The sequence below is a fragment of the Allopontixanthobacter sp. genome, from assembly GCF_034376665.1.
In the GTDB taxonomy this organism is placed as follows: domain Bacteria; phylum Pseudomonadota; class Alphaproteobacteria; order Sphingomonadales; family Sphingomonadaceae; genus Allopontixanthobacter.
In genome coordinates this window covers 19296-40396 of record NZ_JAXMJI010000117.1, presented here as the reverse complement: position 1 = coordinate 40396, position 21101 = coordinate 19296, and the positions used below count along the sequence as shown (strand labels likewise).

The 21101-nt window shown below is 60.8% G+C and carries 21 protein-coding genes and 1 pseudogene; 8 read left to right on the top strand and 14 right to left on the bottom strand.

The features are described from left to right. Positions 1–3: 3 nt before the first annotated feature. From U0988_RS13420 to U0988_RS13410, 3 genes are read right to left on the bottom strand one after another with little or no spacing between them, the layout of a single operon-like run. The gene (locus tag U0988_RS13420; RefSeq protein WP_322293129.1) at positions 4–837 is read right to left on the bottom strand and encodes a radical SAM/SPASM domain-containing protein; all 834 of its coding nucleotides are present in this window, start codon (positions 835–837) and stop codon (positions 4–6) included. Between the two features lie 37 nt (positions 838–874). Next, positions 875–1414: an NlpC/P60 family protein gene (locus U0988_RS13415; RefSeq protein ID WP_322293128.1), complete on the bottom strand. Its 540-nt coding sequence runs from the start codon at positions 1412–1414 to the stop codon at positions 875–877. Next, positions 1414–1824, bottom strand: coding sequence for a hypothetical protein (locus U0988_RS13410; protein ID WP_322293127.1), 411 nt, complete (start codon positions 1822–1824; stop codon positions 1414–1416). Before U0988_RS13410 ends, U0988_RS13415 begins: the two co-directional genes overlap by 1 nt. Before the next feature lie 217 nt (positions 1825–2041). On the opposite strand from U0988_RS13410, the gene U0988_RS13405 reads away from it, so the two are divergent. Both U0988_RS13405 and gph read left to right on the top strand, forming a co-directional pair. Next, entirely contained in the window at positions 2042–2989 is a 948-nt protein-coding gene (locus U0988_RS13405; protein ID WP_322293126.1) for a hypothetical protein, read from the top strand. A gap of 186 nt (positions 2990–3175) precedes the next feature. Further along, complete coding sequence (gene gph, locus U0988_RS13400; protein WP_322293125.1) at positions 3176–3892, top strand: phosphoglycolate phosphatase; 717 nt, start codon at positions 3176–3178, stop codon at positions 3890–3892. A 35-nt stretch (positions 3893–3927) separates the two neighbouring features. On the opposite strand, the gene nagA is transcribed toward gph, so the two are convergent. After that, the gene (gene nagA, locus U0988_RS13395) at positions 3928–5070 is read right to left on the bottom strand and encodes an N-acetylglucosamine-6-phosphate deacetylase (protein ID WP_322293124.1); all 1143 of its coding nucleotides are present in this window, start codon (positions 5068–5070) and stop codon (positions 3928–3930) included. Positions 5071–5256: 186 nt separating this feature from the next. Between nagA and U0988_RS13390 the strand changes: the two genes are divergently transcribed. Together U0988_RS13390 and U0988_RS13385 are read left to right on the top strand one after the other, a co-directional pair. Then, positions 5257–6111, top strand: a complete 855-nt coding sequence (locus tag U0988_RS13390) for a protein phosphatase 2C domain-containing protein (protein WP_322293123.1) — start codon at positions 5257–5259, stop codon at positions 6109–6111. Next, the gene (locus U0988_RS13385; RefSeq protein ID WP_322293122.1) at positions 6068–7255 is read left to right on the top strand and encodes an anhydro-N-acetylmuramic acid kinase; all 1188 of its coding nucleotides are present in this window, start codon (positions 6068–6070) and stop codon (positions 7253–7255) included. The genes U0988_RS13390 and U0988_RS13385 overlap by 44 nt, the downstream gene beginning before the upstream one ends. Here U0988_RS13385 and U0988_RS13380 read toward each other — a convergent pair. Then, positions 7214–7891, bottom strand: coding sequence for a glycosyltransferase family 2 protein (locus U0988_RS13380; protein ID WP_322293121.1), 678 nt, complete (start codon positions 7889–7891; stop codon positions 7214–7216). The genes U0988_RS13385 and U0988_RS13380 overlap by 42 nt on opposite strands. 28 nt (positions 7892–7919) lie before the next feature. Further along, on the bottom strand, positions 7920–8549 hold the full coding sequence (locus tag U0988_RS13375) for a hypothetical protein (RefSeq protein WP_322293120.1): 630 nt from the start codon (positions 8547–8549) through the stop codon (positions 7920–7922). 118 nt (positions 8550–8667) lie between these two features. On the opposite strand from U0988_RS13375, the gene U0988_RS13370 reads away from it, so the two are divergent. After that, positions 8668–9699, top strand: a complete 1032-nt coding sequence (locus tag U0988_RS13370) for an RNA ligase family protein (RefSeq protein ID WP_322293119.1) — start codon at positions 8668–8670, stop codon at positions 9697–9699. Positions 9700–9964: 265 nt separating this feature from the next. Here U0988_RS13370 and U0988_RS13365 read toward each other — a convergent pair whose 3' ends face one another. The 3 genes and pseudogenes from U0988_RS13365 to U0988_RS13355 form a co-directional block, all read right to left on the bottom strand. Then, positions 9965–10837, bottom strand: coding sequence for a BadF/BadG/BcrA/BcrD ATPase family protein (locus tag U0988_RS13365; protein ID WP_322293118.1), 873 nt, complete (start codon positions 10835–10837; stop codon positions 9965–9967). A 557-nt stretch (positions 10838–11394) separates the two neighbouring features. After that, positions 11395–11820 (bottom strand): annotated as a pseudogene (locus U0988_RS13360) (transposase); the annotation flags it as partial. Positions 11821–12104: 284 nt separating this feature from the next. After that, entirely contained in the window at positions 12105–14366 is a 2262-nt protein-coding gene (locus U0988_RS13355) for an NADP-dependent malic enzyme (RefSeq protein ID WP_322293117.1), read from the bottom strand. Positions 14367–14563: 197 nt separating this feature from the next. Between U0988_RS13355 and mutS the strand changes: the two genes are divergently transcribed. From mutS to U0988_RS13340, 3 genes are read left to right on the top strand one after another with little or no spacing between them, the layout of a single operon-like run. Continuing rightward, a complete protein-coding gene (gene mutS, locus U0988_RS13350; protein WP_322293143.1) occupies positions 14564–17164 on the top strand; it encodes a DNA mismatch repair protein MutS in 2601 nt (866 codons plus the stop codon). Positions 17165–17199: 35 nt separating this feature from the next. After that, on the top strand, positions 17200–17541 hold the full coding sequence (locus U0988_RS13345) for a hypothetical protein (protein WP_322293116.1): 342 nt from the start codon (positions 17200–17202) through the stop codon (positions 17539–17541). Then, positions 17534–17953 (top strand): DUF202 domain-containing protein, encoded by a 420-nt coding sequence (locus tag U0988_RS13340; protein WP_322293115.1) that lies wholly within the window; start codon positions 17534–17536, stop codon positions 17951–17953. The genes U0988_RS13345 and U0988_RS13340 overlap by 8 nt, the downstream gene beginning before the upstream one ends. Before the next feature lie 11 nt (positions 17954–17964). On the opposite strand, the gene U0988_RS13335 is transcribed toward U0988_RS13340, so the two are convergent. The 5 genes from U0988_RS13335 to gluQRS form a co-directional block, all read right to left on the bottom strand. Continuing rightward, positions 17965–18321 carry a hypothetical protein gene (locus U0988_RS13335; protein WP_322293114.1) on the bottom strand — a complete coding sequence of 119 codons (357 nt, stop codon included), beginning with the start codon at positions 18319–18321 and terminating at the stop codon, positions 17965–17967. A 74-nt stretch (positions 18322–18395) separates the two neighbouring features. Beyond that, the gene (locus tag U0988_RS13330) at positions 18396–19265 is read right to left on the bottom strand and encodes a 3-hydroxyacyl-CoA dehydrogenase family protein (protein ID WP_322293113.1); all 870 of its coding nucleotides are present in this window, start codon (positions 19263–19265) and stop codon (positions 18396–18398) included. Between the two features lie 88 nt (positions 19266–19353). Continuing rightward, the gene (locus U0988_RS13325) at positions 19354–19938 is read right to left on the bottom strand and encodes a cob(I)yrinic acid a,c-diamide adenosyltransferase (protein WP_322293112.1); all 585 of its coding nucleotides are present in this window, start codon (positions 19936–19938) and stop codon (positions 19354–19356) included. A 15-nt stretch (positions 19939–19953) separates the two neighbouring features. Continuing rightward, complete coding sequence (locus U0988_RS13320) at positions 19954–20184, bottom strand: HIG1 domain-containing protein (RefSeq protein WP_322293111.1); 231 nt, start codon at positions 20182–20184, stop codon at positions 19954–19956. 9 nt (positions 20185–20193) lie between these two features. Next, positions 20194–21021 carry a tRNA glutamyl-Q(34) synthetase GluQRS gene (gene gluQRS, locus U0988_RS13315; RefSeq protein ID WP_322293110.1) on the bottom strand — a complete coding sequence of 276 codons (828 nt, stop codon included), beginning with the start codon at positions 21019–21021 and terminating at the stop codon, positions 20194–20196. Positions 21022–21101 lie beyond the last annotated feature (80 nt).

Sequence of the window (21101 nt, the reverse complement as noted above, 5' to 3'; positions counted from 1 at the left end):
CAATCACTCCGGCTCGTCGATCGTGCCTTCCGTCTTCTGGCAGCCACTGCAGTGGGCGATAGAATCGCGGCCACAACGCGTTATATTTTCCCGAAAAGCGCGCGCGTTGCCGACGATATCGGCAAGCTCGTCGGTGATGATATTGCCGACCTTACCGTCAGGACGGAACGACAACAGGCAGACATGAACATCGCCGCGCGCGGTAATGCACAGCGCGTTACCAGCCCAGAAACACGGCCCTTGCGGCAGGTTGACATAGGTAAAAGGCCGCTCCTCGCCGTCTGTCTTGATGACATCGACACGCATCCAACTGGCACAGCGCCGCGACAGCCGCATCAGTTCTTCATCGTAGCGCGTGCGGCGATCGTAGAAAATTTCGTAAATGCCCAGATGCGGGTGCTTTTCTGGCACGGCGTCATCGCGCGCGTCGAGCAGCATTTCGAGACCTGCCAGCGTAGGCTCCCATGTGTCTGCACCGCGATTGGCTTCGTGCGCTTCCTTGCAACCCCCGTCGATCGAGACGTAGATGAGATCTTCCGGGATACATTGATTGATGATCTGCGCGGCATTGGCAGGGGTAAGCAATGTCCCGTTGGTGTGGAATTCAATCGGTACGCCCGGCATGATTTCATTGCGCAACGCAAGCAGCTCGGGGAGCTTCTTGTTGGTCATCGGCTCGCCCCTCCAGTTGAGGTGGAGCTTCTGGAATTCGGCACCGCTACGGGCGAATTTGGTCAAGGTGTCGCGAAAGCCGTCAGCCTTGACCAGCCGCGCCTCGTGCGACTGCTTGGTATAGCAGTCACGGCAAGCGAGATTGCAGGTGCCAGATATGTCCATCCAGACCCAGATTTTCTCGCCAGCGAGCGCGCCAGCTTCAGCTGTGCCAGCCGTCCCAATTGATGAGTCGGAAAGTACTGTTCGGGCCATAAAGTGCACCTTCGATTTCGCGCCATTGCCGGCGCCAGCGTTTGCGGGATTCGGTATCGACATGGACAACCTGACCAACTGTGGAGGAGGCCCAAACCCAGGAACCGTCAACGAGACGAGCGCACATGTGTTCGTAAATCCCATCTTCGTCCCAGTCGAAAAAGGCGAGTGCGCAGCGGTCCTGAGGTTCGGGATCGGGCATTGCGACGGTGAGATCGCGGCGCCCGCGCCCGATGCTGTCTGCAGTCATCCACGGTAGATCCGTCACACGCACGCGCAAGGCCTGACGAATGGCCTGCATCATGACGCTGGAACAATCGATGCCCGACTTACCACGACCGCCAAACCGATAAGGCACTCCGACAAGTCGCAGCAAGGCACGTTCGAATGTGGCCTCGAACCGCGCGATTCGCCAATGATCGGGCGCGACGCGAATATTGCGCTGCGGATGCGGCCGAATCTCCGAATCGAGCGCCTGCGTGGCCATCAGCCCGCGTCCTGCAGACCGGAGAGCATCATGACGCGGTCTTTCAGGTCCGCACTGCCAAGCGCGGAATTGGCGCCAAGAACGATAGTGCCAGTAAGTATGTCGAAATCGTAATCGATATTGGGCCGCCACGGCGGAACATAAAGAATCGTTTCCAGCCCTTCGGACACGGTATTACCGTCGGCGTCGCATTCCTCGAGGGTAAGTACCGAGGGGGTACCGGGCCGGACGCGCCCCTTCACCGGTACTGTGGAGCCATCTAGAGTAAACTCAGCCTCTACCACCGCGCGGTTGGCCACCAGCACTGTCAGCGAAGCTTCAATCTGGCTGCCCAGCGCGAGTTCCCCGTCACCGTGCGAAATGGTCGTGACGTAAAGCTTCCACTCACCCGCGATCCTGGTTGTCGACACGATTGACTCTCCAAAATTGGTATGGTGTGAATACACCCCTCAACTACAACTTGTGTTCAGTTTTTGCATACCGGTTGCATAAAAGTAAAGGCTTTTTCTGGAAATTAGACTCGCTCCGACGCGATTGGCAATACCTTTTCCAGTTCCAATCCAATACCAAATCGTCTAGTGTTCGTGCTATGGACGGCGCGAGTCGAACAATCGGATCGGAGTGAACATGAAACCTCTCGACACCAAACCAAAGCCGCGCGTCAGGGACGTGATCGACTTCGGCAGCAATGAAGCCGCGAAGGCGACCCCCAGCCCCAAGCTTTCTGCAGAACTTATCGCGCAGCCCGATCCGGCGACCACCGTCCTGCATGCAATAAATGCCGAAGGTGAGGTATTTTCACTGTCGGGCACGGGTGACAGCACGCCGCTCAATTTCCCCGACCGCCACCAGGCTCTAGAGATCGCGGTCGCCAACCCGGATGGGGCGGTTTTCGTCCTGGCCCGCGAACTGCCTGCCCCTTCAACTTCGGGGCTCCGCGACTACGCATTGTGGCGTCACGAGACGCAAGGCTGGCGCAGGGTTTTGGATATCCCCGGATGCGCTGCAAGGCCGGTTATCGCGGGCTCCGCGCAAGGCGTGTGGGTCTCGACCGGCGCCAATCTCGCTTTGTTCGACAACGACAAACTCGGCCTCGCCGAGCCGCTGGATTTCTCGCCCACCGCGATCAGCGAGGGATACGAAGGCACCGTCTGGCTATTGGGTGGAGAAAAACGCTACGGCGGGGTGGAAGTCCGCCGATACGACCATCCCAGCGGGCGATGGTTTCTTTTGCCGCCCCCGGCCGCTGCTATCAGCCTGGCGGCATCTCCCGACGGCACCGCGTGGGGCGTCAGCACAAAGGGTGAATTGTGGCGCTTTAGCCGCGATGGCGCAGGCACATTCCGCGAATGCGGTAACGATGCCGATTGTCGGCGATGTTTCTACAAACCCGACCGGTCCTTCGTGCGCTCGGTGGCGATGGGCAACGACGGAAACGTCTGGTTACTGTCGGGCCGCGCTGACGAAACAGGCTATGAGATTGAACGGATGGTCAATCTTAGGACACGCGAAACGCACCAACCCAATCCGCCCCTGCGTGCTGTGTCCATTGCCGCCGCGAGCTCGGCGCGATAGAGCCCAGCTCGACGAAATCCGGCCAAATAGGCTATCTGGAGATCTTGTGAACCTTGCCTATTACGGGCCGTCTCACTATTCTCTAGCGAATTGCCGTTTGGTCTTGCAGCCAGACCGTCTTCAACCCCCGTTCAGTGCGGGATTGCATAGTCGGGCCCCGCACCGGGTCTTGCGCGGGAACTTTCTTTGACTGCCGATTTTGCTGATTTGCTGGTTATTTTCGATCTCGATGGAACGCTGGTGGATACCGCGCCGGACCTGCTCGGCGCTCTCAACCACGTGCTTGCGGAGGAAGGTTTGCCTCCGGTGGCGCTAGATGAGGTACGACATATGATGGGGCATGGCGCTGCCGCGCTGCTGGCCCACGGCCATTTGGCGGCTGGCCGAACGTGGCATGCGCAGGACCAGTCGCATTGTGTAGAAAGGCTTATTGGCCATTATCGCGAGAACATCGCTGTAGAAAGTGGCCTTTTTCCAGGAGCGGCTGCAGTACTCTATGAGCTAGAGCGTCGCGGCGCGCGCTTTGCGATCTGTACCAATAAGCCGACGCACCTTGCGCGCCTTCTGCTGACGGAATTGGGCATCGCCGCCCGCTTTGCCGCAATTGTCGGAAGTGATCTGGGGCAACCGCGCAAACCAGATCCTCGACATTTGCTGCACACAATTGAAAGTGTTGCGCACCATGCCGGACCAACCGTGATGATTGGGGATAGCCTGAACGATGTTGAGGCGGCGCGCGGTTGCGGCATCCCTTGCATCGCCATGCGCTTTGGCTATCTTGATCGTCCGGTCGAGGAACTGGGCGCGGATGCGATCGTCGAGAGCTACGATCGGCTGATCGATGCTATCGTAGAGCTGCTTGGCGACATGAACGTGTCAGGTGCTACAATGGGCATCGCGTGACTGGCGAACTCCGGAAGCGCCGCCGTACCGCGCGCTCAGACCCCGCGAATCCAAGTTTGCTTCACGCGTAAGTCTTCATCGAGCAAGACAAGATCCGCCTGCAGACCGGGGCGGATGCACCCGGTGACATCTTCGAGCCCAAGAAAAGCTGCCGGATTGCCGCTCGCGATTCGTGATGCCGCAATCATATCCAGCCCCAACATCTCAATTGCATTGCGAAAGGCGCGGTCCATCGTCAGCGCAGAACCAGCCAACGTGCCTTCTGTGTCACGGCAAGCACCGCCTACGACATGAATTTTCTTGTCACCGAGAAAAAATGTCGTCTGGTCGCTTCCGGCGGGCGGCATACCATCGGAAACCAGCATGGCACCGCGAAGATCACCAGCTGCGAGCGCGATCCGCAGGCTCGCAGGATGGACATGGATACCATCCAAAATCATGCCGTAATACATGTCTCGATCTTCCAGCACGGCCCCGACCACGCCCGGTTCGCGCGCCGTCAGGTTGGTCATCGCATTGAATAGATGCGTAGCGCCGCTCAGACCCTTCCCAATTGCCTCGCGCATCTGCGCATAGCTTGCCATGCTGTGTCCGGCGGAAACGACAACGCCTGCCGCAACCAGCTGTTCGATGGCACCTGGAGGTGCAAGTTCCGGTGCGATCGTCACCAACGTACTTCCATTTGCGAGCGAGGTCAGAAGGGTAAGTGCATCGGCATCGAGCGGTCCGAAATGGCGTTCGTTGTGAATGCCCCTTTTGCCTGCGTTAAGGTAGGGCCCCTCGATATGGATGCCCAAAACGCCCGGCACCCCTGCACCGATGGCAGCGGATGTGGCAGCGATGGCGGATTGAATGGTGTCAGGCGTGTCGCTGATCACTGTGGGAAGCAAACCGGTTGTGCCGTGCTGCCGATGCGCCTCGGCGATGGCGCGAATGCCTTCCACGCTGGGATCGGAATTGAACAAGACCCCGCCCCCGCCATTCACCTGCGTATCGATGAAACCCGGCAGCAGCAGACCTCCGCCAAGATCATGCACGGCAAGATCGGACGGTATACGGTCCTGCGGCACCAGCGCCTGGATATGGCCATCGGCAATGGCAATCGCATAACCATCCAGCCAATGGTCCTCAGCCAATATGTGTGCGCCGGTTAGCGCGAAAGCGGGCCGGTTATCCATGAGAGCTCATTCCCGCCGCATTCGCCTGCCCGGTCACCGGCGAAGCTGATGCCTGACTAAACCCGGTCTCTTGGTGGAACATCGCACGCTCAAGCGCCGTGCACGCGATTCGATATAGCCTAGACTTCATAAATTGGATATATGCTGGTATGTAACCACTTGTACAAGTAGGAGCAGCAACTTTAGATGATATCGGTCAATAGTTGTATCACTGATCCCGGCGGGAGCTGCAACGAAGACAGCCTCGGGTATAGTGATCGTGCCGCTTGGGTCATAGACGGTGCCACCGGGATCGGGCCCTCACTCGCTCAGCCGAGCGATGCCGCTTGGCTCGCTCGCCGTGCCAGTTTGGCCTTGTCCGAGATATTCGCGGAAAGCCCGAATTGCGGCGCAGCAGGCGCTTTGCGCCAGGCAATGGCGATCTGCCGCGATGAATTTGCCGAACTGCGCGATGACACGGGCCGCAACCCTGAATTCAGCCCTTCAGCCGCGCTTGCGATTATCGTCGATCGCGGTGATCGACTTGAGCTGGCGACATTGGGCGATTGCCGTATCGCGGTGCATCTGCCCGATAAAGGCACCACCGTGTTTGGTTCCAGCAAGGCGGAGCAGTACGAAGCCCGCACGCTGGCCGAAGCAGCACGCATTTTGCAGCAGCAACCCAAGATCGAGCGTGCGGCGCTGCTTGATCATCTGCGCCCAATCTTGGCTTCCAATCGTGCGATGATGAACCGACCTGATGGCTATTGGGTGTTTGGCCTGAACCCAGACGCTGCTGATTATTGCGATATCATGGAACTGGATGGCGGGGATTTGCCCTCCACCCTCGCGCTTGCAAGCGACGGCTTTCTGCGACTGGTCGAGCTGTTCGCCCTGAATACGCCCGCCGATCTGATCGCGATGGACAGCGATGCGGGATTACATCACGCGATCACGACGCTCCGTGAGGCGGAGCGCGCGCCTGACACATCGCTTCGCTTCCTGCGGATAAAGAAACATGACGACGCGACCTTTCTCAACATTCGCTGGACGAAGGACTGATATGTACATTCTGGGATTTATGAGCGGGACGTCGCTCGACGGCGTGGATGCCGCCGCACTTCATACGGATGGCGAGAGCGTGTCGGGGTTCGGGCCAGCAGTGTTGGAACCCTATACCGACGCTGAGCGTGAAGCTGTTCTGGAAGCGACTGAGGATGCGCTGGCATGGCAGGGCGAGGGCGCCCAGCCCGGCTCCTTCGATGTCGCCGGCCGCATGGTGATTGACGCGCATGTCCGCGCGGTACGATTGTTGCCCTCCGGCGGACAAGAGGATTTTCCCAGCTTCGACCTTGCCGGATATCACGGACAGACGGTCCTGCACCGGCCTGATCGCAAGTTGACCGTTCAGATTGGCGATCCTGCAGAACTGGCGGAGGCGCTAGGTATCCCGGTGATCGCCGATATGCGCCAGGCGGATCTTGCAGCAGGCGGGGAAGGCGCTCCGCTGGTTCCGCTTTACCACCGCGCGCTGGCCCGAATGATCGATGCACAGCTACCGACCGCCTTCCTCAATGTTGGCGGTGTCGCCAACCTCACGTGGATTGGTGCAGATGGTGCGCTGCAAGCGTATGATACCGGGCCGGGAAATGGTCTTATCGACCTTATGGTGCAAGCACGCGGGCTGGGCCGTTACGATAAAGACGGCGCGCTTGCCGCGGCCGGCACGCCCGATAGCGCAATGGTAGCACAATATATGGGGTCGGACTATTTCAAGAGGGACGGACCGAAATCGCTGGACAGGTTCGATTTCCCGCTTGAACCGCTCTCGCGGCTGAGCGCTGCCGACGCGGCTGCAACGCTCGTCGAATTCACCGCTCAAGCCATAGCTCATTCCGCAAAGACACTGCCCTCCGCGGCATCATGCTGGCATGTGTGTGGGGGCGGGCGGCACAATCCGGTGCTAATGCGCGTGCTCGGCGAGCGGCTGAGCACACCATGCATTTCGGTGGATGAAAGCGGTTTGCGGGGCGATTTCGTCGAAGCCGAAGCAATGGCTTATCTCGCCGCGCGATCAATCAGGGGATTGTCACTGACCTTACCAGAAACGACCGGTGTCGCGGCCCCGACGACAGGCGGCGTACGCTATGATCCGCCGGCACGGTCAGTCAAGCAGAAGGTTCTTGTCTGCGGGAAGCGGCCGTAAGGTCCACAAATGGCCGGGCTCGTCGAGTATGTCCTCATAGCTGTCTTGCCATTCGCAACCGGGATCGACTTGCTGATATTTGCGATAGCGCAGCTTTCGGGCATCCTCGTCAACGCTCGAAAAATGCATTATACGCAGCCTTGTGCGGAGCCAATTTTCCCGTGGAATTTCATCCGGTACCGGTTCGAAATGCAGCTTTTCGGTCGGTAACGTTAGGCCCTCGCCATAAGCGAACAGTCGGTATACCCAAAGGCGGCAACGGTCGAACTGGCCGCATTCACCGATCATGCGCAAGACTTCCAAACCATAGGCGGTATCCGGTTCGGCGGCGCCACGCAGGAAGGTGAGCAACCGCTCATCGTCGCCCTCGGGTAGCAATTCGTCGATGTCGAGCCACAACACCCAGCGCACTGGAAAACCGGCGCAGGCCGCAAGCAGGCGACGCCGGTTTTCAGCATCGTCCCAGCCTGTGAAATCAGGGCGTTTCGGATTGGTCAGGAGCTGCCTTACGCGCGGATGCGCGGCGAGGCGCTGGCGCGTATCGTCGGTGCTGCCGTCATCAAGTGCAATCACATTTGCATCAAGGCGGTCCATGCAGGCGAAAAAGGCATCCAGAAACGCAGCACCATTGCGCACGGGAACCAGGCAAAAGAGCCCGCTATTGCTACCGGCTGACAAAACCACTGCCCTCCAATGCTGAAGCCACAAGCTTTTGCGTCGCGATTAATTGCGGCCTGCCGAAATCGGCACCGGGATTAGGCAGCTCGCCGCCATTTGCTTCGTGATTGAGAAAACCGTTCGAAATGAGGCACATGGTCAATCGCCGTATCGCATCGCCGACCGATCCGAGCGCAGTCCCGCCAATCCCCGTTCCGGCGAACCGCGACTGGCGCATATCGGCATAGATGATATGCGCAGCCCATTCGGATTCGTGCAACGCCGCATCCTGACCCTGCCCGCTGGCAGGTTGGCTACCGCGCCGCTCATCCAGATCGATGCCGAGAGCAGCAAGCAGCTTTACCAGCGCGGACGCAATTTCGTTGTCGGGTGTCTGCGCTGTCGAAATCCAGCCCGGCTTGCGCTCTGTAGCTTCTTTCAGTGCTTCAAAAGCACCCTGTGTCCTCGCCGGATCGAGTGATGCTGCGACGCGGGGGTAGAGGAGTAGCGCTCGCTCCCGTGTCTCAAACCACAGTGTGTCGAGCACGCTTGCGCGCCCTTCCTCCGATTGCGCCATCCTTGCAAGCGTCCGGTAGGCTATCGCTGTTTCGCTATAGTCGAAAGGGTCGGCTGGCACTTTGCTCTCCGTGGAATGAATGCGGTCATGCTGCACAGCCACTTGTCTATAGCTTCACGCTAATGGACAATATATGTATAAGACCAATTGTTGACAACATCATTCGGGTGACGGGCGCATGGCAGAAGATGGCGACGCAGGTTTCGCGCTTCGGGCAGGAATATTGAAGCGCGATGGCCATCGCTGCGTGGTATGTTCTGTTCCGGCTGACGAGGTTCTGCATGTATTCTGTGAACGCCTGTGGGACGATAACCCTGATTTCGCGGATAATCTGGTTACCTTGTGCTCTGCACATAAAGAGGATGCATTGACGACGCGGCTCGATGTGGAAGATATTCTGACCGCGGCGGGTATTGGCGAGCGTCCCGTGCCGCCCCAACTCCACGCAGTGGAGCGGTATGACAGATGGGGCAATGTCCTGCTTTCCGACGGCCGCCGTGCGCGCGGAGAGCTTTTCTTCGACGAACAGGCGAGGCACTGGCTGGAAATCGGCGATATGCTGCAATGCTTTACACCCTTCGTAAAATATCCCCGAACCTTCGTACTGCCCTGGTCGGATGTCGTCGGGGTTGGTGACCGTCTTCTGGCATCTCTCGCCCCGCTTGAAAACGGGCCGGTGATCGCGACGGAGAAGATGGACGGCGAAAACGTGTCTTTATATCGCGACTTTCTCCATACCCGCACCGTGTCCCGCATTCCCCATGAAAGCCGCATCTGGTTGGACGGTTTTTGGGAAAGGGTGCGCTGGCAAATCCCTGAAGACTGGCGCGTTTGCGGCGAGTATCTCTTCGTTCGGCATACCGTCGGCTATCGGGCATTGCCAAGTTATTTCATGGCATTTTCAGTCTGGAACGAGAAAAACGTCTGCCTGGGATGGCCGGCAACATGTGCGTTTCTTGACCGCGCGGGTATAGCGCGTGTCCCGTTGTTGTATGAGGGGCCGCTGTGCCGCGACGCGATTGACCGCGCGTGGCGCGAGAGCGGCACATCCGGCAGCGAGGGATATATCTTGCGGTCCGCTGGGAGATTCGCGCTGTGTGATTTCCGGCGCCTGACGGGTAAGTTTATTCGTGCCGGTTACCAGCAAAGCGAACCGGTGAAGGACAACATGCGTACCGGCAGCACATTCGAGGTGAATGCACTTGAATAGTTTCGCGCAGCTGGGGCGAGCTGCTGACTTGGATACGTGACTTACATGACAGGAATCGGGATCGCCGAGGCCCAGCGCCTAGGAATGGCTAGTTAATCCAATCAATGAGGTGTCCCGCATAACAATACTTCAACGATCACAGGCGTATGGTGCGGACATGGATCGATGGCATATCGCCGGACTGCGACAAGGCTGACCCTCGCTGCCGCGAATTACCGCTTCCATCATTCTAGTCAGAACGCCGACCTGATGACCGACGAGGAGGTCAGGCCGCAGTAGGGTGCTTAAAGCCTGCGAGTTGCAGCGCCCCGTCCAGCGGATCCCCCTTAGGATCGCAAAGCTTCTCAACGGTCCGCGCTCGGAGCCAATTCTTCATGCGAGGCCCGATCCCACCGACAAGAGCGCAGCGGGGGGCGCCGCGCTCAAAAATGGTCTCGATGAAGCGCTCTACATGCTGCGCAGCATCCTCCACGATCGACCGGGCGACCGAATCACCGGTCTCTGCGAATTCCATCACCAATGGGGCAATGGCGGCGTAGTCGCGAGGCACGGCACGGTCCATCCACTCGATCGCCTTCGGGACCGATTGCCCGAAACGGTCGGCGACCGCCAAACCTAGGGCCGTACGTGCGCTGCGGCCGTCGAGCGCGCGCAGCGCGTGGCGTACCGCCGACAGGCCAAGCGCGGCCCCACTGCCCTCGTCGGATATAGGAAAACCGTAGCCACCAATCGCGAAATCGATGCCGTTCACCCTTATCTGCGCGACGCTGCCCGTCCCCAGGATCAAAGTGGCGCCGTCGCAGCCCCGATGCGCGCCCAGGTTCGCGATCACACCGTCGGTTTCGAAAATCTCCGAGGCAAACGGAAAATCGAGCTGTTGTATAGTATCGCGTATGCCTGGCCGGGATATGCCCGCAATCCCGAACCCAGCGTGGACCGAGGCCAGATCGGCGTCGGTTAATCCGGCTGCGTCGGTCGCCTGCCGGGTTACCTCAAGCAGGACTTCATAAAGCTTGTCCATGCCGATCCGGGCGTTGGCGGGCCCCGTTTCGCCCATACCCAGCACGGCACCCTGCGCATCAACGAGTCTGCTTCGGCAGTGGCTGCCGCCCGCATCGATTCCAAGATAGTAGGTCATGCGCCCCCCAACATAGGCTTCAGCGTCTAATGCCAGCTGGCAAGTAAGTGGTCCGGATACGGCCTGCTCTATTCGTCAGACGCGCAGCGATATTCATGGTTCCGACGTTTGAAACTAAAAGTGCCTTTGTATCAAAGACATCGATTTATCAATATCTGCTGAGTAATACAAATACTCCCCATCGGAGGTACGCCGGCGCAGATCGGCTTCCTGCAACGTCCCGCCATCCTTCCAAAACGCAGCCTATGACTGGTTCAATAATTCTGAACCACTGACCGGCCGCGGCCGGTCGTCTAATCGTGGGTCATAATGCAAGTCCTTTTTTCGGTGCGTGTCGTAAGTGTGTCGGTTGATTGTTAATGTGCATGCCGGGAAGCAGGTTCGTCTTCGCAGTCAGCATAAGCTGCTGCATGATGGAGCTTCGCGGGAGGGGCCTTCCAATGTAGGATACGCACTCAGCTAATGCGCGGTGCAACCGGCCTCGCGGAATGGCCCGGCTCACGTCCCCGGCAAGGACACGGCCATGCGTTCAGTTCATGAACGCTAGGACCGAATAATCAAGCTTCCGCGCCAATGCTCGGGTCGAAAAGCTCTCCAGATTTCAACATGGCATGCATGGTGACGGCCAACTTGCGAGCCAAGGCTGTCGCGGCGCGCTTAAAGCCGATCCGCTCCTTGAGCTTTAGCCCCCATATTCGCAGGCCACTTTGCGCAAAGCTTCGGGTTAGGATGACCACTGCGGCCTCGTAGAGCAACCCGCGCAGATGCTTGTCCCCACGCCGTGAGATATGGCCATCATAATCAATCTCACCAGATTGGTAGCGACGTGTTGTTAGACCAAGCCAAGCCGCTACCGATCGAGACTTTCGGAAATTATCTGGATCTTCGATAGCAGCCACGAATGAGGTGGCCGTGATGGTTCCAACCCCGGGGATCGACATCAGGATCTGACACGCTTCACTTTGACGCGCATCGGCGACAATCATGAGATTCTGAAACTGCCGTTTGCTCTGGCTAAGGTGCATCGCCGCGTTTGAGACAGGGGACGCCAATCACTTCAATCTTGAGAGAGCACAGGCCGAGAAAAAGTCGAGCTCCAAACGGTGATTGCCCGGTGATTGCTAGCCGCAAAAACGGGGCCCAAGAAACCCAATTATAAAGTTTTAATTCAATATGTTGTTGTTTTTCTGTACTAAAATGTGGTACTTCCGGTATCGGCGGACACAGGCCCGCGCGCGCGCCGCCGACGCCGCAACCTGAGCAGGCGCTAGCCGACAACTCCGGCAGCCGCCAGGACCGCCAGCGTCAGCACTTCGGGCGCAATGGCGGTCATCGGCACGATCTGGACCGGTTTTTCCATCCCGATCAGCATTGGTCCGATGGTGGCATCCCCGCCCAATTCGCGCAGCAGCTTGGCCGAGAGGTTGGCCGATTGCAGGCCCGGCATTACGAGCACATTGGCCGGAGCCGACAAACGGCTGAAGGGATAGAGCGCCATCACCTTGGGATTGAGCGCGGCATCCGGTGCAATCTCGCCTTCGTATTCGAAGCCGGGGTCTTCCTTGTCGAGGATCGCCACGGCGCCGCGGATCGTGTCGAGCCATTTGCCGCTCGGGTTGCCAAAAGTGGAGTAGGACAGGAACGCAACGCGCGGTTCATGGCCCATGCGGCGGGCCACAGCGGCGGTTTCCCGGGCGATATGGGCCAGCTCGTCCGCTGAGGGCCGCTCGTTGATCGTGGTGTCGGCGAGAAAAGTCGTGTGGTTCTTGCCGATCATCATGTGAATGCCGAACGGCAGCTCGCCTTCCTTGGCGTTGAGCACGAGGTTCACTTCGCGGGCGGACTGGGCAAAGGTACGGGTTACCCCGGTGATCATCGCATCGCCGTGACCAAGCGCCACCAGCAGGGCAGAAAAGACATTGCGTTCCTGGTTGACCAGCCGACGCACATCCCGCTCGGTATAGCCCTTGCGCTGCAGGCGCTTGTACAGAAACTCGACCATTTCCGGGACAAATTCGCAATCGGCCGAGTTCTGGATTTCGAAATCCCCCGGATTATCCGCCCCGAGCATGTGCAGCTTGTCCGCCACCGCCTTGGTCCGTCCAACCAGCACCGGGGTGCCGTAACCGAAATCGCGGAACTGGATCGCGGCCCGCAGCACCACATCCTCTTCCGCTTCTGCAAACACCACCCGTCGGGGGTTGGCGCGGGCAATGTCGTAACTGTTGGTCAGCACCGAAGTGGTCGGGTTGAGCCGCGCTTTCAAGGACAGCTTGTAAGCGTCGAAATCCTCGATCGGGGCTTTCGCCACGCCCGAATCCATTGCGGCTTTGGCGACGGCGGCGGACACAACTTCCATCAGCCGCGGATCGAACGGAGCGGGAATGATGTAATCGGTCCCGAACTTGTGGTTGATTCCATAGGCTGCAGCCACTTCATCCGGCACCCGCTGGCGGGCGAGCGCGGCAATTGCGTGCGCTGCGGCAACCTTCATCTCCTCGTTGATGGTTGTCGCCTGGACATCCAGCGCGCCGCGGAAGATGAACGGGAAACCAAGGACATTATTGACCTGGTTGGGGTAATCCGAACGCCCCGTTGCGATGATCGCGTCCGGCCGCACCGCCTTGGCATCGTCGGGCGTAATTTCGGGGTCGGGGTTGGCCATCGCGAAAATGATCGGCCGGTCTGCCATTTTCTTCACCCATTCCGGCTTCAGCGCGCCCGCCGCCGAAAGGCCGAGGAAGATATCCGCGCCGTCCAGCGCTTCTTCCAGCGTGCGCGCCTCGGTCGGCACCGCATGGGCGCTCTTCCACTGGTCGACATTCTCGCGGCCGGGATAGATCGGGCCGGACCGGTCGCACACGATCACGCTTTCATGCGGCACCCCGATGGACTTGATCAGCGCAGTGCAGGCCAGCGCCGCCGCACCCGCACCATTCACCACGATCTTCACATCTTTCAGATCGCGCCCGGTCAGGTGGCAGGCGTTGATCAGGCCCGCTGCCGAGATGATCGCGGTGCCGTGCTGATCGTCATGCATGATCGGGATGTTCATCCGGTCGCGCAAGGCCTGCTCGATAATGAAGCATTCCGGCGCCGCAATATCTTCGAGGTTGATCCCGCCAAAGGTGGGCTCCATCAGCGCGACGGCGTTGATGAAGGCTTCGGGGTCTTCGGTATCGAGTTCGATATCGATCGCATCGACATCGGCGAAGCGTTTGAACAGCACCGCCTTACCTTCCATCACCGGTTTGGCCGCCAGCGCGCCCAGATTGCCCATTCCGAGGATAGCCGTGCCGTTGGTAATGACCGCGACCAGATTGGCCCGTCCGGTATATTTCGCGGCGTTGGCGGGATCGTCGGCAATCGCTTGGACGGGGGCGGCGACGCCGGGCGAATAGGCAAGGCTGAGGTCGCGCTGCGTCGCCATCGGCTTCGAGGCGATGATTTCGATTTTACCCGGGCGGATGGTTTCGTGGTAGAACAGGGCTTCACGTGCGGTGAAACCGGTCTGCTTCTCGTCGGCCAAATTAGTCCTCCAGATGCTCGGGCCCTTATGCTCGGGCAAGGGTTCGCCTCGTCCGTAGCGGAGGCCCGCAACCAAGGATAGTGCCAAGCGACAGGGGAAAGCTTCCCCCGCCGACTTCCCGAATCGGCGGCACTGCGCGTAGGCCCGCGCGCATGGCGAGTACGAAGGTGGCGACCGGGGCCAAGGGCCCCACACCGATGATGCAGCAATATTTCGCGCTCAAGCGGGAGGCCGAAGGATGCCTGCTGTTCTACCGTATGGGCGATTTCTTCGAATTGTTCTTCGACGATGCACGGCAGGCCGCCGCCATCCTCGATATCGCGTTGACCAGCCGCGGGGAGCATGACGGGCAGCCGGTGGCGATGTGCGGCGTACCTGTGCATGCCGCGGAAGGGTATCTGGCGCGGCTGATCAAGGCCGGGTGCCGGGTGGCCATCGCCGAACAGGTCGAAACACCCGAAGAAGCGAAGCAGCGCGGCGGGTACAAGGCGCTGGTGGCGCGCGATATTGTCCGCTTTGTCACCCCGGGCACCTTGACCGAAGATGCGCTGCTGGAACCGCGCCGGTCCAATGTGTTGACGGCAGTATGCGAAGTTCGCGGGACCATCGGCATTGCGGCGTGCGATATCTCGACCGGGCGGATGGAGCTGGAAGAATGCGCCCCGGAAACCGCCGGAGCCGCGCTCGCCAGACTGGGCGCGAGCGAAGTGGTTGCGCCGGAGGGGTGGGAGACGGCACCCGAAGACGCGGTCCTGCGGCCGCGGGAGGACTTCGGCAGCGACGCGGGCGAAGCGCGCCTGAAAGCGCTTCATGGAGTTGCCACGCTGGACGGGTTCGGGAGCTTCACCCGCGCCATGCTCGCCGCGGCAGGCGGGCTGGTGGCTTATCTCGAACATGTCGGACGCGGCAATTTGCCGTTCGTCCAACCGCCCGCGGCGCGCTCCGGCCAGGCCTCGCTGGCAATGGACGAAGCCACCCGGACCAGCCTGGAAATCCTCTCCTCCCAGCAGGGCAGCCGCGCTGGCAGCCTGATCGCGGCGGTTGATCGCTGCGTGACCGGCGCAGGTGCGCGGCAATTGGCGGATGATCTTGGAGCGCCCTTGCTGGACCGCAGCGCCATCGAGAGCCGGCTGACGCTGGTCCAGTGGCTGCACGACGATCCCTTGCTCCGCGCCGATTTGCGCGAGGTCCTCCGCGCTTTGCCGGACATCGGGCGGGCGTTAGGGAGGGTTGTCGCAGGCCGAGGCAGTCCGCGCGATCTCGGGCAGATCCGTGACGGGCTGGCGGAAGCGCGCCGGATCGGCGATTTCCTGTCCGCCAAGCCTGATCGGCCCGTCCTGCTAGAGCAATTACTGCCCGCTATGGGCGGCCATGGTGCGTTGGTCGATTTGATGCAGCGCGCACTGGTCGTGTCACCGCCCACGGAACGCTCGCAAGGCGGGTTCATCGCAGAAGGCTATGATGCAGCCCTGGACGAACTGCGCGGGATTTCCGGCAATGCCCGCCGGGCGATTGCGGCGCTGGAGGGCCGTTACCGGCAGGAAACCGGAATTTCCGCGCTGAAGATCCGGCACAATGGCGTGCTCGGCTATTTCATTGAGGTTCCCGCCAGGCACGGCGATCTGCTGATGGCACCGGACAGCGGCTTTACCCACCGCCAGACCATGGCCGGTGCCGTCCGCTTCAATTCACTCGGCCTGCATGAGGAAGCGGGCCGGATTGCCGAGGCAGGTGGGCATGCCCTGGCAGCAGAGGAAGCGCATTTCGAGGATTTGACCGAGAGGGTGGTCGAGGTGCGGCTGCGGATTGCCGATACCGCCGCGGCGCTGGCCCGGATTGATGTCGCGGCCGGGCAGGCGGAACGAGCAGCCGAAGGCGGCTGGTGCCGGCCGAGAATTACCGAGGACACTACTCTCTCGATCGAAGCGGGCCGCCATCCCGTGGTCGAGGCGGCGCTCGCGGGCGCGAAATCGGGATCGGGCGAGCGCTTCGTCGCCAACGACTGCAATTTGTCGCATGACGACCGGCTATGGTTGATCGGCGGCCCCAACATGGGCGGTAAATCGACGTTCCTGCGCCAGAACGCTCTGATAGTCGTTCTGGCGCAGGCGGGCGGCTATGTTCCGGCAGATAGCGCAACGATCGGCCTGGTTGACAAGCTGTTCAGCCGGGTCGGCGCGTCCGACAATCTCGCTCGCGGCCGGTCGACCTTCATGGTCGAGATGGTCGAGACGGCCGCCATCCTTGCGCAGGCGGGCGAGCGCAGCTTCGTGATCTTGGACGAGGTTGGGCGCGGGACCTCGACCTATGACGGCCTGGCGCTCGCATGGGCCGTGGTCGAGGCAGTCCACAGCCGCAACAAGTCGCGCTGCCTGTTTGCGACGCATTATCACGAACTGTCCCGGCTTGCCGAAAGCTGCGATGCCCTGACGCTCCACCACGTCCGGGCGCGCGAATGGCGGGGGGAGCTGGTGCTGCTGCACGAATTGGCGGAAGGGCCCGCGGACCGGAGCTACGGGCTGGCAGTCGCGAAACTGGCCGGCGTTCCCCGCGAAGTCGTATCGCGCGCGCGGTCGGTGCTCGACCGGCTGGAGCAGGCACGGTCGGAAACCGGCGGTCTTGCCGCAGGACTGGGCGACCTGCCGCTGTTCGCCGCCGCGGCGCACGCGCTCCACGAAGATCGGATAGACCCCGTCCGGCAAAAACTGGATTTGCTCGACGTGGATGCGCTCAGCCCGCGCGAGGCGCTGGATATCCTCTATTCCCTAAAGCGGCTGGTGAACGAAACCGAAGCTTAACGCTCATCTGCCAATGTCGCGGGATGCGTGGATACATGTTCAAGAACCGCTGGGGCGCCCTCATTTTCGTGTGCCTGTCCGTCTTGGGCGCCGTCAGCCTGATCGGCGGCGAGGACGACCACGGAGCACTGCTTTTGGCGGCGGACGAACTGACCGAAACAAAGAGTGAATTGCAGATACAGGCCGGTGAACTTTCTCAGGCCGATTCGAGCGCGGAACCCACACCGGACGAACAGCCTGTCAGCGGATTCATGTCCGATGAAGAGTTGATCGATGACACAAGGGGAATCGACCCCGCTCCCGACATTGATCCCTCACCCGCAGCCGAAAATGTTGAAGAACAAGGCGATGTAATTATGTACATCGAAGATGACTGATACCGGCAAAGCCTCAGAATCTCCAGCCGACACCGGGGGAAGACCCGAAAGCAAGAACGATGAATTGGCGGCTCACCGCACGGATTGGGCCGAGGATCGTACGATCCTGGCGCTGGAGCGGACCTATGCCGGATGGTTGCGGACCGCCTTCGCCGCCATCGGGATCGGTCTGGGATTCCGGGCCCTGTTCGGCGAGCTCGAACCACCCTGGCTCGCGCGGGGAATCGCGACCCTGTTCATTACCATGGCTATCTTGATTGCGATCGGCGCGGAACGCCGTATTGGTCGCTCGCTCGATCGACTTTCTTCCCACGCCGTAACCAGGCCGGACCTGCCCAAATTGCGCTGGATGGCCTACGGCGTGTCGGTCGGCGCGGGCGTGTTGATCGCCGCGCTCTGGATCATGCGATAGTCCGGGGCGGACTAGGTCCCGTCACCGCGTAAATCATCGACTTTCCGCTCGGGACCAAGTTCATCGACATTGTCGTCGTGATTGGGTTCGCCTTCAAACGCATCCATATCAATCCGTCCGCTGCTCTCCATGTCGCGCATGTGATCAATGGTGTCCTGCGTCGAATCGCCCATCGGATCGTTCGTGCCCGGATCCTTGCGGCTTTCGGTCGGGCTGCCCGAATCGGCCCGGTCCCGCGCCTGCCGGGCGACTTCCTGGGCCTGCGAGCGATGATCGTCCTGCTCATCATTGTGGGTTTCGGGCGCGAAATCGCCCTGCCGCTGTTCCTGCGACTTGATCTTCTCGTCGTTCTGATCGTGATGGGGCATGGTGAGAGTCTCCTTCACCCGGTCAACCACCGGCGAAGGCTGCCTGTTCCACGAAACCTGCTGCTGCCTCACCGTCAGCGGGTCGGAACCGGCTCCTCGCCGGTGTAGTCATAGAACCCGCGGCCGGTCTTGCGGCCCAGCCAGCCCGCCTCGACATATTTGACCAGTAACGGTGCGGGCCGGTATTTCGCATCGCCGGTGGTCGCCTGCAAAATTCGGACGATATCGAGCACGGTGTCGAGGCCGACGAAATCCGCCAGCGCCAGCGGCCCCATCGGATGGTTCAGGCCGATCCGGCAGCCCTTGTCGATATCCTCGATGCTGGCGGTTCCCTGCCCCAGCACAAAGGCCGCTTCGTTGAGCATCGGGATCAGGATGCGGTTGACCACGAAACCCGGCTCGTCCTGCACTTCCACCACTTGTTTGCCCAGGCTTTCGGCAAAGCTGCGGGTGCGGGCGGTGGTGTCGGCGCTGGTGGCAAGGCCGGGGATAATCTCGATCAGGCCCATCACCGGAACGGGGTTGAAGAAATGCAGCCCGATGAAGCGCGCCGGATCGGGCGTGAAATTGGCCATCCGCGTAATCGGGATCGAACTGGTGTTGCTGGCCATGATTGCGTCGCCCGCCAGCACCTTGCCCGCTTCGCCGAAAATCGCCTGCTTGATTGCCTCGTTCTCAGTCGCCGCTTCGATAATCAGGTGGGCGTCGGCCATTGGCGCATAGTCGGCGATCGGCGTAATTCTCGCGAGTGCGGCCTCCGCATCGGCAATTTCGATCTTGCCCTTCCCGACCAGGCGGCCCAGCGCCTGCTCGATACCAGTCTTGGCCTTTTCGGAGATGGAAATGTCCCGGTCGGACAGCAGCACATCCATGCCGTGCTGGGCAATCGTCTGGGCGATGCCGGAACCCATCTGGCCCGCGCCAATAACAGCAATTCTTTGCATCCCATCCGTCCTTCGCAACTGCAGCAAAAACGCCTGTTAGCGGGTGGAGGGAGGTCTGCCTAGTCCACCATCAGCGCTTCCGTTCACCTCAGCGATTGGCGCCGGGAACCCATTTCACATCCGCCGCGCCATCATCATTGGCGATCCGCGCCAGCACGAACAGATAATCGGACAGGCGGTTGACATAGGCGAGCGCCGCCGGATTGACCGGTTCCGCGGCAGCCAGCGCAGTGACCCGGCGCTCGGCAGACCGCACCGAAGCGCGCGCCACATGGACCAGGGCGGCGGCTTCCGATCCGCCGGGAAGAACAAAGCTGGTGAGGGGTTCAAGCCGCTCGTTCAGGCTGTCGATGGCCTGTTCGATCCACTCCGCCTGCGCCGGAACGACCCTAAGAACCATTGGCGACGGCTCGAAATCCTTCCCGCCAACTTCGCCCAGCGGAGTCGCCAGATCGGCCCCCAGATCGAACATGTCGTTCTGGATGCGAAACAGCGACTGGGCGTGATCGGTGTTCGCGAGCGCAATGGCTGCGAGCCCGATCGCGCTGTTGGCTTCGTCGACCGCGCCGATCGCCTCGATCCGCGCGGCGTGTTTGGCCTGCCGCGAACCGTCGACCAGGCCGGTCGATCCATCATCGCCGGTGCGGGTGTAGATCTTGTTGAGTTTGACCACCGGGCGGTTAACGCCTCAGCGGGCGAAAGCGAGGATGATCGCGACGACCAGCACCGCCAGGCCCTGATACTTTATCCGGTTGAACATCATCCTGTTCTGCATGGTCTGCATTTCGATCAGATTGTCCGACGTTCCGTTCTCGATATCGATCTTGGTCGTCCTGAGAAAGGCGACGATCCCGCGAACCAGCGAAACCACGACCAGAATGCACAGGATCACGAGCGCGATGATGAGGAATGTTTGCATACAGCCTACTTAGGCTCGGCCAAGCGAAATACCAGCAGGAAAGCGGTTCCGCCGAAGATCGCGCGCAAGTTTCTCGCCGTCATCCCCCGCCAGCCTGCGGTCCGCCAGCGAAGGCGATCCGCGCCGCTTTGCCAACTTGGTGCCGCTACCGTCCACCAACAGCGGGTGGTGATGCCAACGGGGCACAGGCAGGCCGAGCAATTCCTGCAGCAGCCGGTGGATATGCGTCGCGCCGAACAGGTCGCGCCCGCGGGTCACCAGCGTGACCCCGTCGCGTGCATCGTCGAGCGTGGCGGCAAGGTGGTAGCTGGCGGGTGCATCCTTGCGCAGCAGCACGACATCGCCGGTCTGTTCGGGAACGGCGCGCTGCTCGCCTGCCAGATTAGCCGTCCAGTAAAGCGGGCCGGTTCGCGCCTGCGCCTGTGCGACATCCAGCCGCCACGCAGCACCCTCGCCGGGAATGTTTTTCCCGCGGCAGGTGCCCGGATAGACCGGCCCCTCCGGCCCGATCTCGCTTGCGGCAGCGGCGATTTCGGCACGGGTACAAATGCACGGATACAGCAACCCCATGTCCTTGAGCCGCTGCGCAGCGTCGTCATAGCTGGCGAGGCGGGAGGATTGTGCGGGCACCTCGGTCCATTCCAGACCCAGCCACGCCAGGTCGGCGCGGAATTCTGCCGCCAGCTCCGGCTTGCTGCGGATACCGTCGATATCCTCCACCCGCAGCAGGAACCGCCCGCCAGCCGCGCGCGCCAGATCATGCGCAACAATCGCCGAATAGGCGTGGCCAAGGTGGAGCGGGCCATTGGGGCTGGGGGCGAAACGGGTGGTTACCATGGCGAATGCCCCGCTCTAGGCGAATGCTCCGGGACCGGCAAAACACTATTGAGGTATAAAGTTCTGGGGATTCAGCCGCT

What these genes read in the sequence shown, in the direction of transcription:
- U0988_RS13320 (WP_322293111.1), bottom strand. Translation starts at nt 20,184, where the DNA reads ATGCAAACATTCCTCATCATCGCGCTCGTGATCCTGTGCATTCTGGTC.
- U0988_RS13330 (WP_322293113.1), bottom strand. Translation starts at nt 19,265, where the DNA reads ATGCAAAGAATTGCTGTTATTGGCGCGGGCCAGATGGGTTCCGGCATC.
- U0988_RS13405 (WP_322293126.1), top strand. Translation starts at nt 2,042, where the DNA reads ATGAAACCTCTCGACACCAAACCAAAGCCGCGCGTCAGGGACGTGATC.
- U0988_RS13420 (WP_322293129.1), bottom strand. Translation starts at nt 837, where the DNA reads ATGGACATATCTGGCACCTGCAATCTCGCTTGCCGTGACTGCTATACC.
- U0988_RS13385 (WP_322293122.1), top strand. Translation starts at nt 6,068, where the DNA reads ATGACGACGCGACCTTTCTCAACATTCGCTGGACGAAGGACTGATATG.
- U0988_RS13390 (WP_322293123.1), top strand. Translation starts at nt 5,257, where the DNA reads ATGATATCGGTCAATAGTTGTATCACTGATCCCGGCGGGAGCTGCAAC.
- gluQRS (WP_322293110.1), bottom strand. Translation starts at nt 21,021, where the DNA reads ATGGTAACCACCCGTTTCGCCCCCAGCCCCAATGGCCCGCTCCACCTT.
- nagA (WP_322293124.1), bottom strand. Translation starts at nt 5,070, where the DNA reads ATGGATAACCGGCCCGCTTTCGCGCTAACCGGCGCACACATATTGGCT.
- U0988_RS13335 (WP_322293114.1), bottom strand. Translation starts at nt 18,321, where the DNA reads ATGCCCCATCACGATCAGAACGACGAGAAGATCAAGTCGCAGGAACAG.
- U0988_RS13365 (WP_322293118.1), bottom strand. Translation starts at nt 10,837, where the DNA reads ATGACCTACTATCTTGGAATCGATGCGGGCGGCAGCCACTGCCGAAGC.
- U0988_RS13345 (WP_322293116.1), top strand. Translation starts at nt 17,200, where the DNA reads ATGTTCAAGAACCGCTGGGGCGCCCTCATTTTCGTGTGCCTGTCCGTC.
- U0988_RS13340 (WP_322293115.1), top strand. Translation starts at nt 17,534, where the DNA reads ATGACTGATACCGGCAAAGCCTCAGAATCTCCAGCCGACACCGGGGGA.
- U0988_RS13370 (WP_322293119.1), top strand. Translation starts at nt 8,668, where the DNA reads ATGGCAGAAGATGGCGACGCAGGTTTCGCGCTTCGGGCAGGAATATTG.
- U0988_RS13415 (WP_322293128.1), bottom strand. Translation starts at nt 1,414, where the DNA reads ATGGCCACGCAGGCGCTCGATTCGGAGATTCGGCCGCATCCGCAGCGC.
- mutS (WP_322293143.1), top strand. Translation starts at nt 14,564, where the DNA reads ATGATGCAGCAATATTTCGCGCTCAAGCGGGAGGCCGAAGGATGCCTG.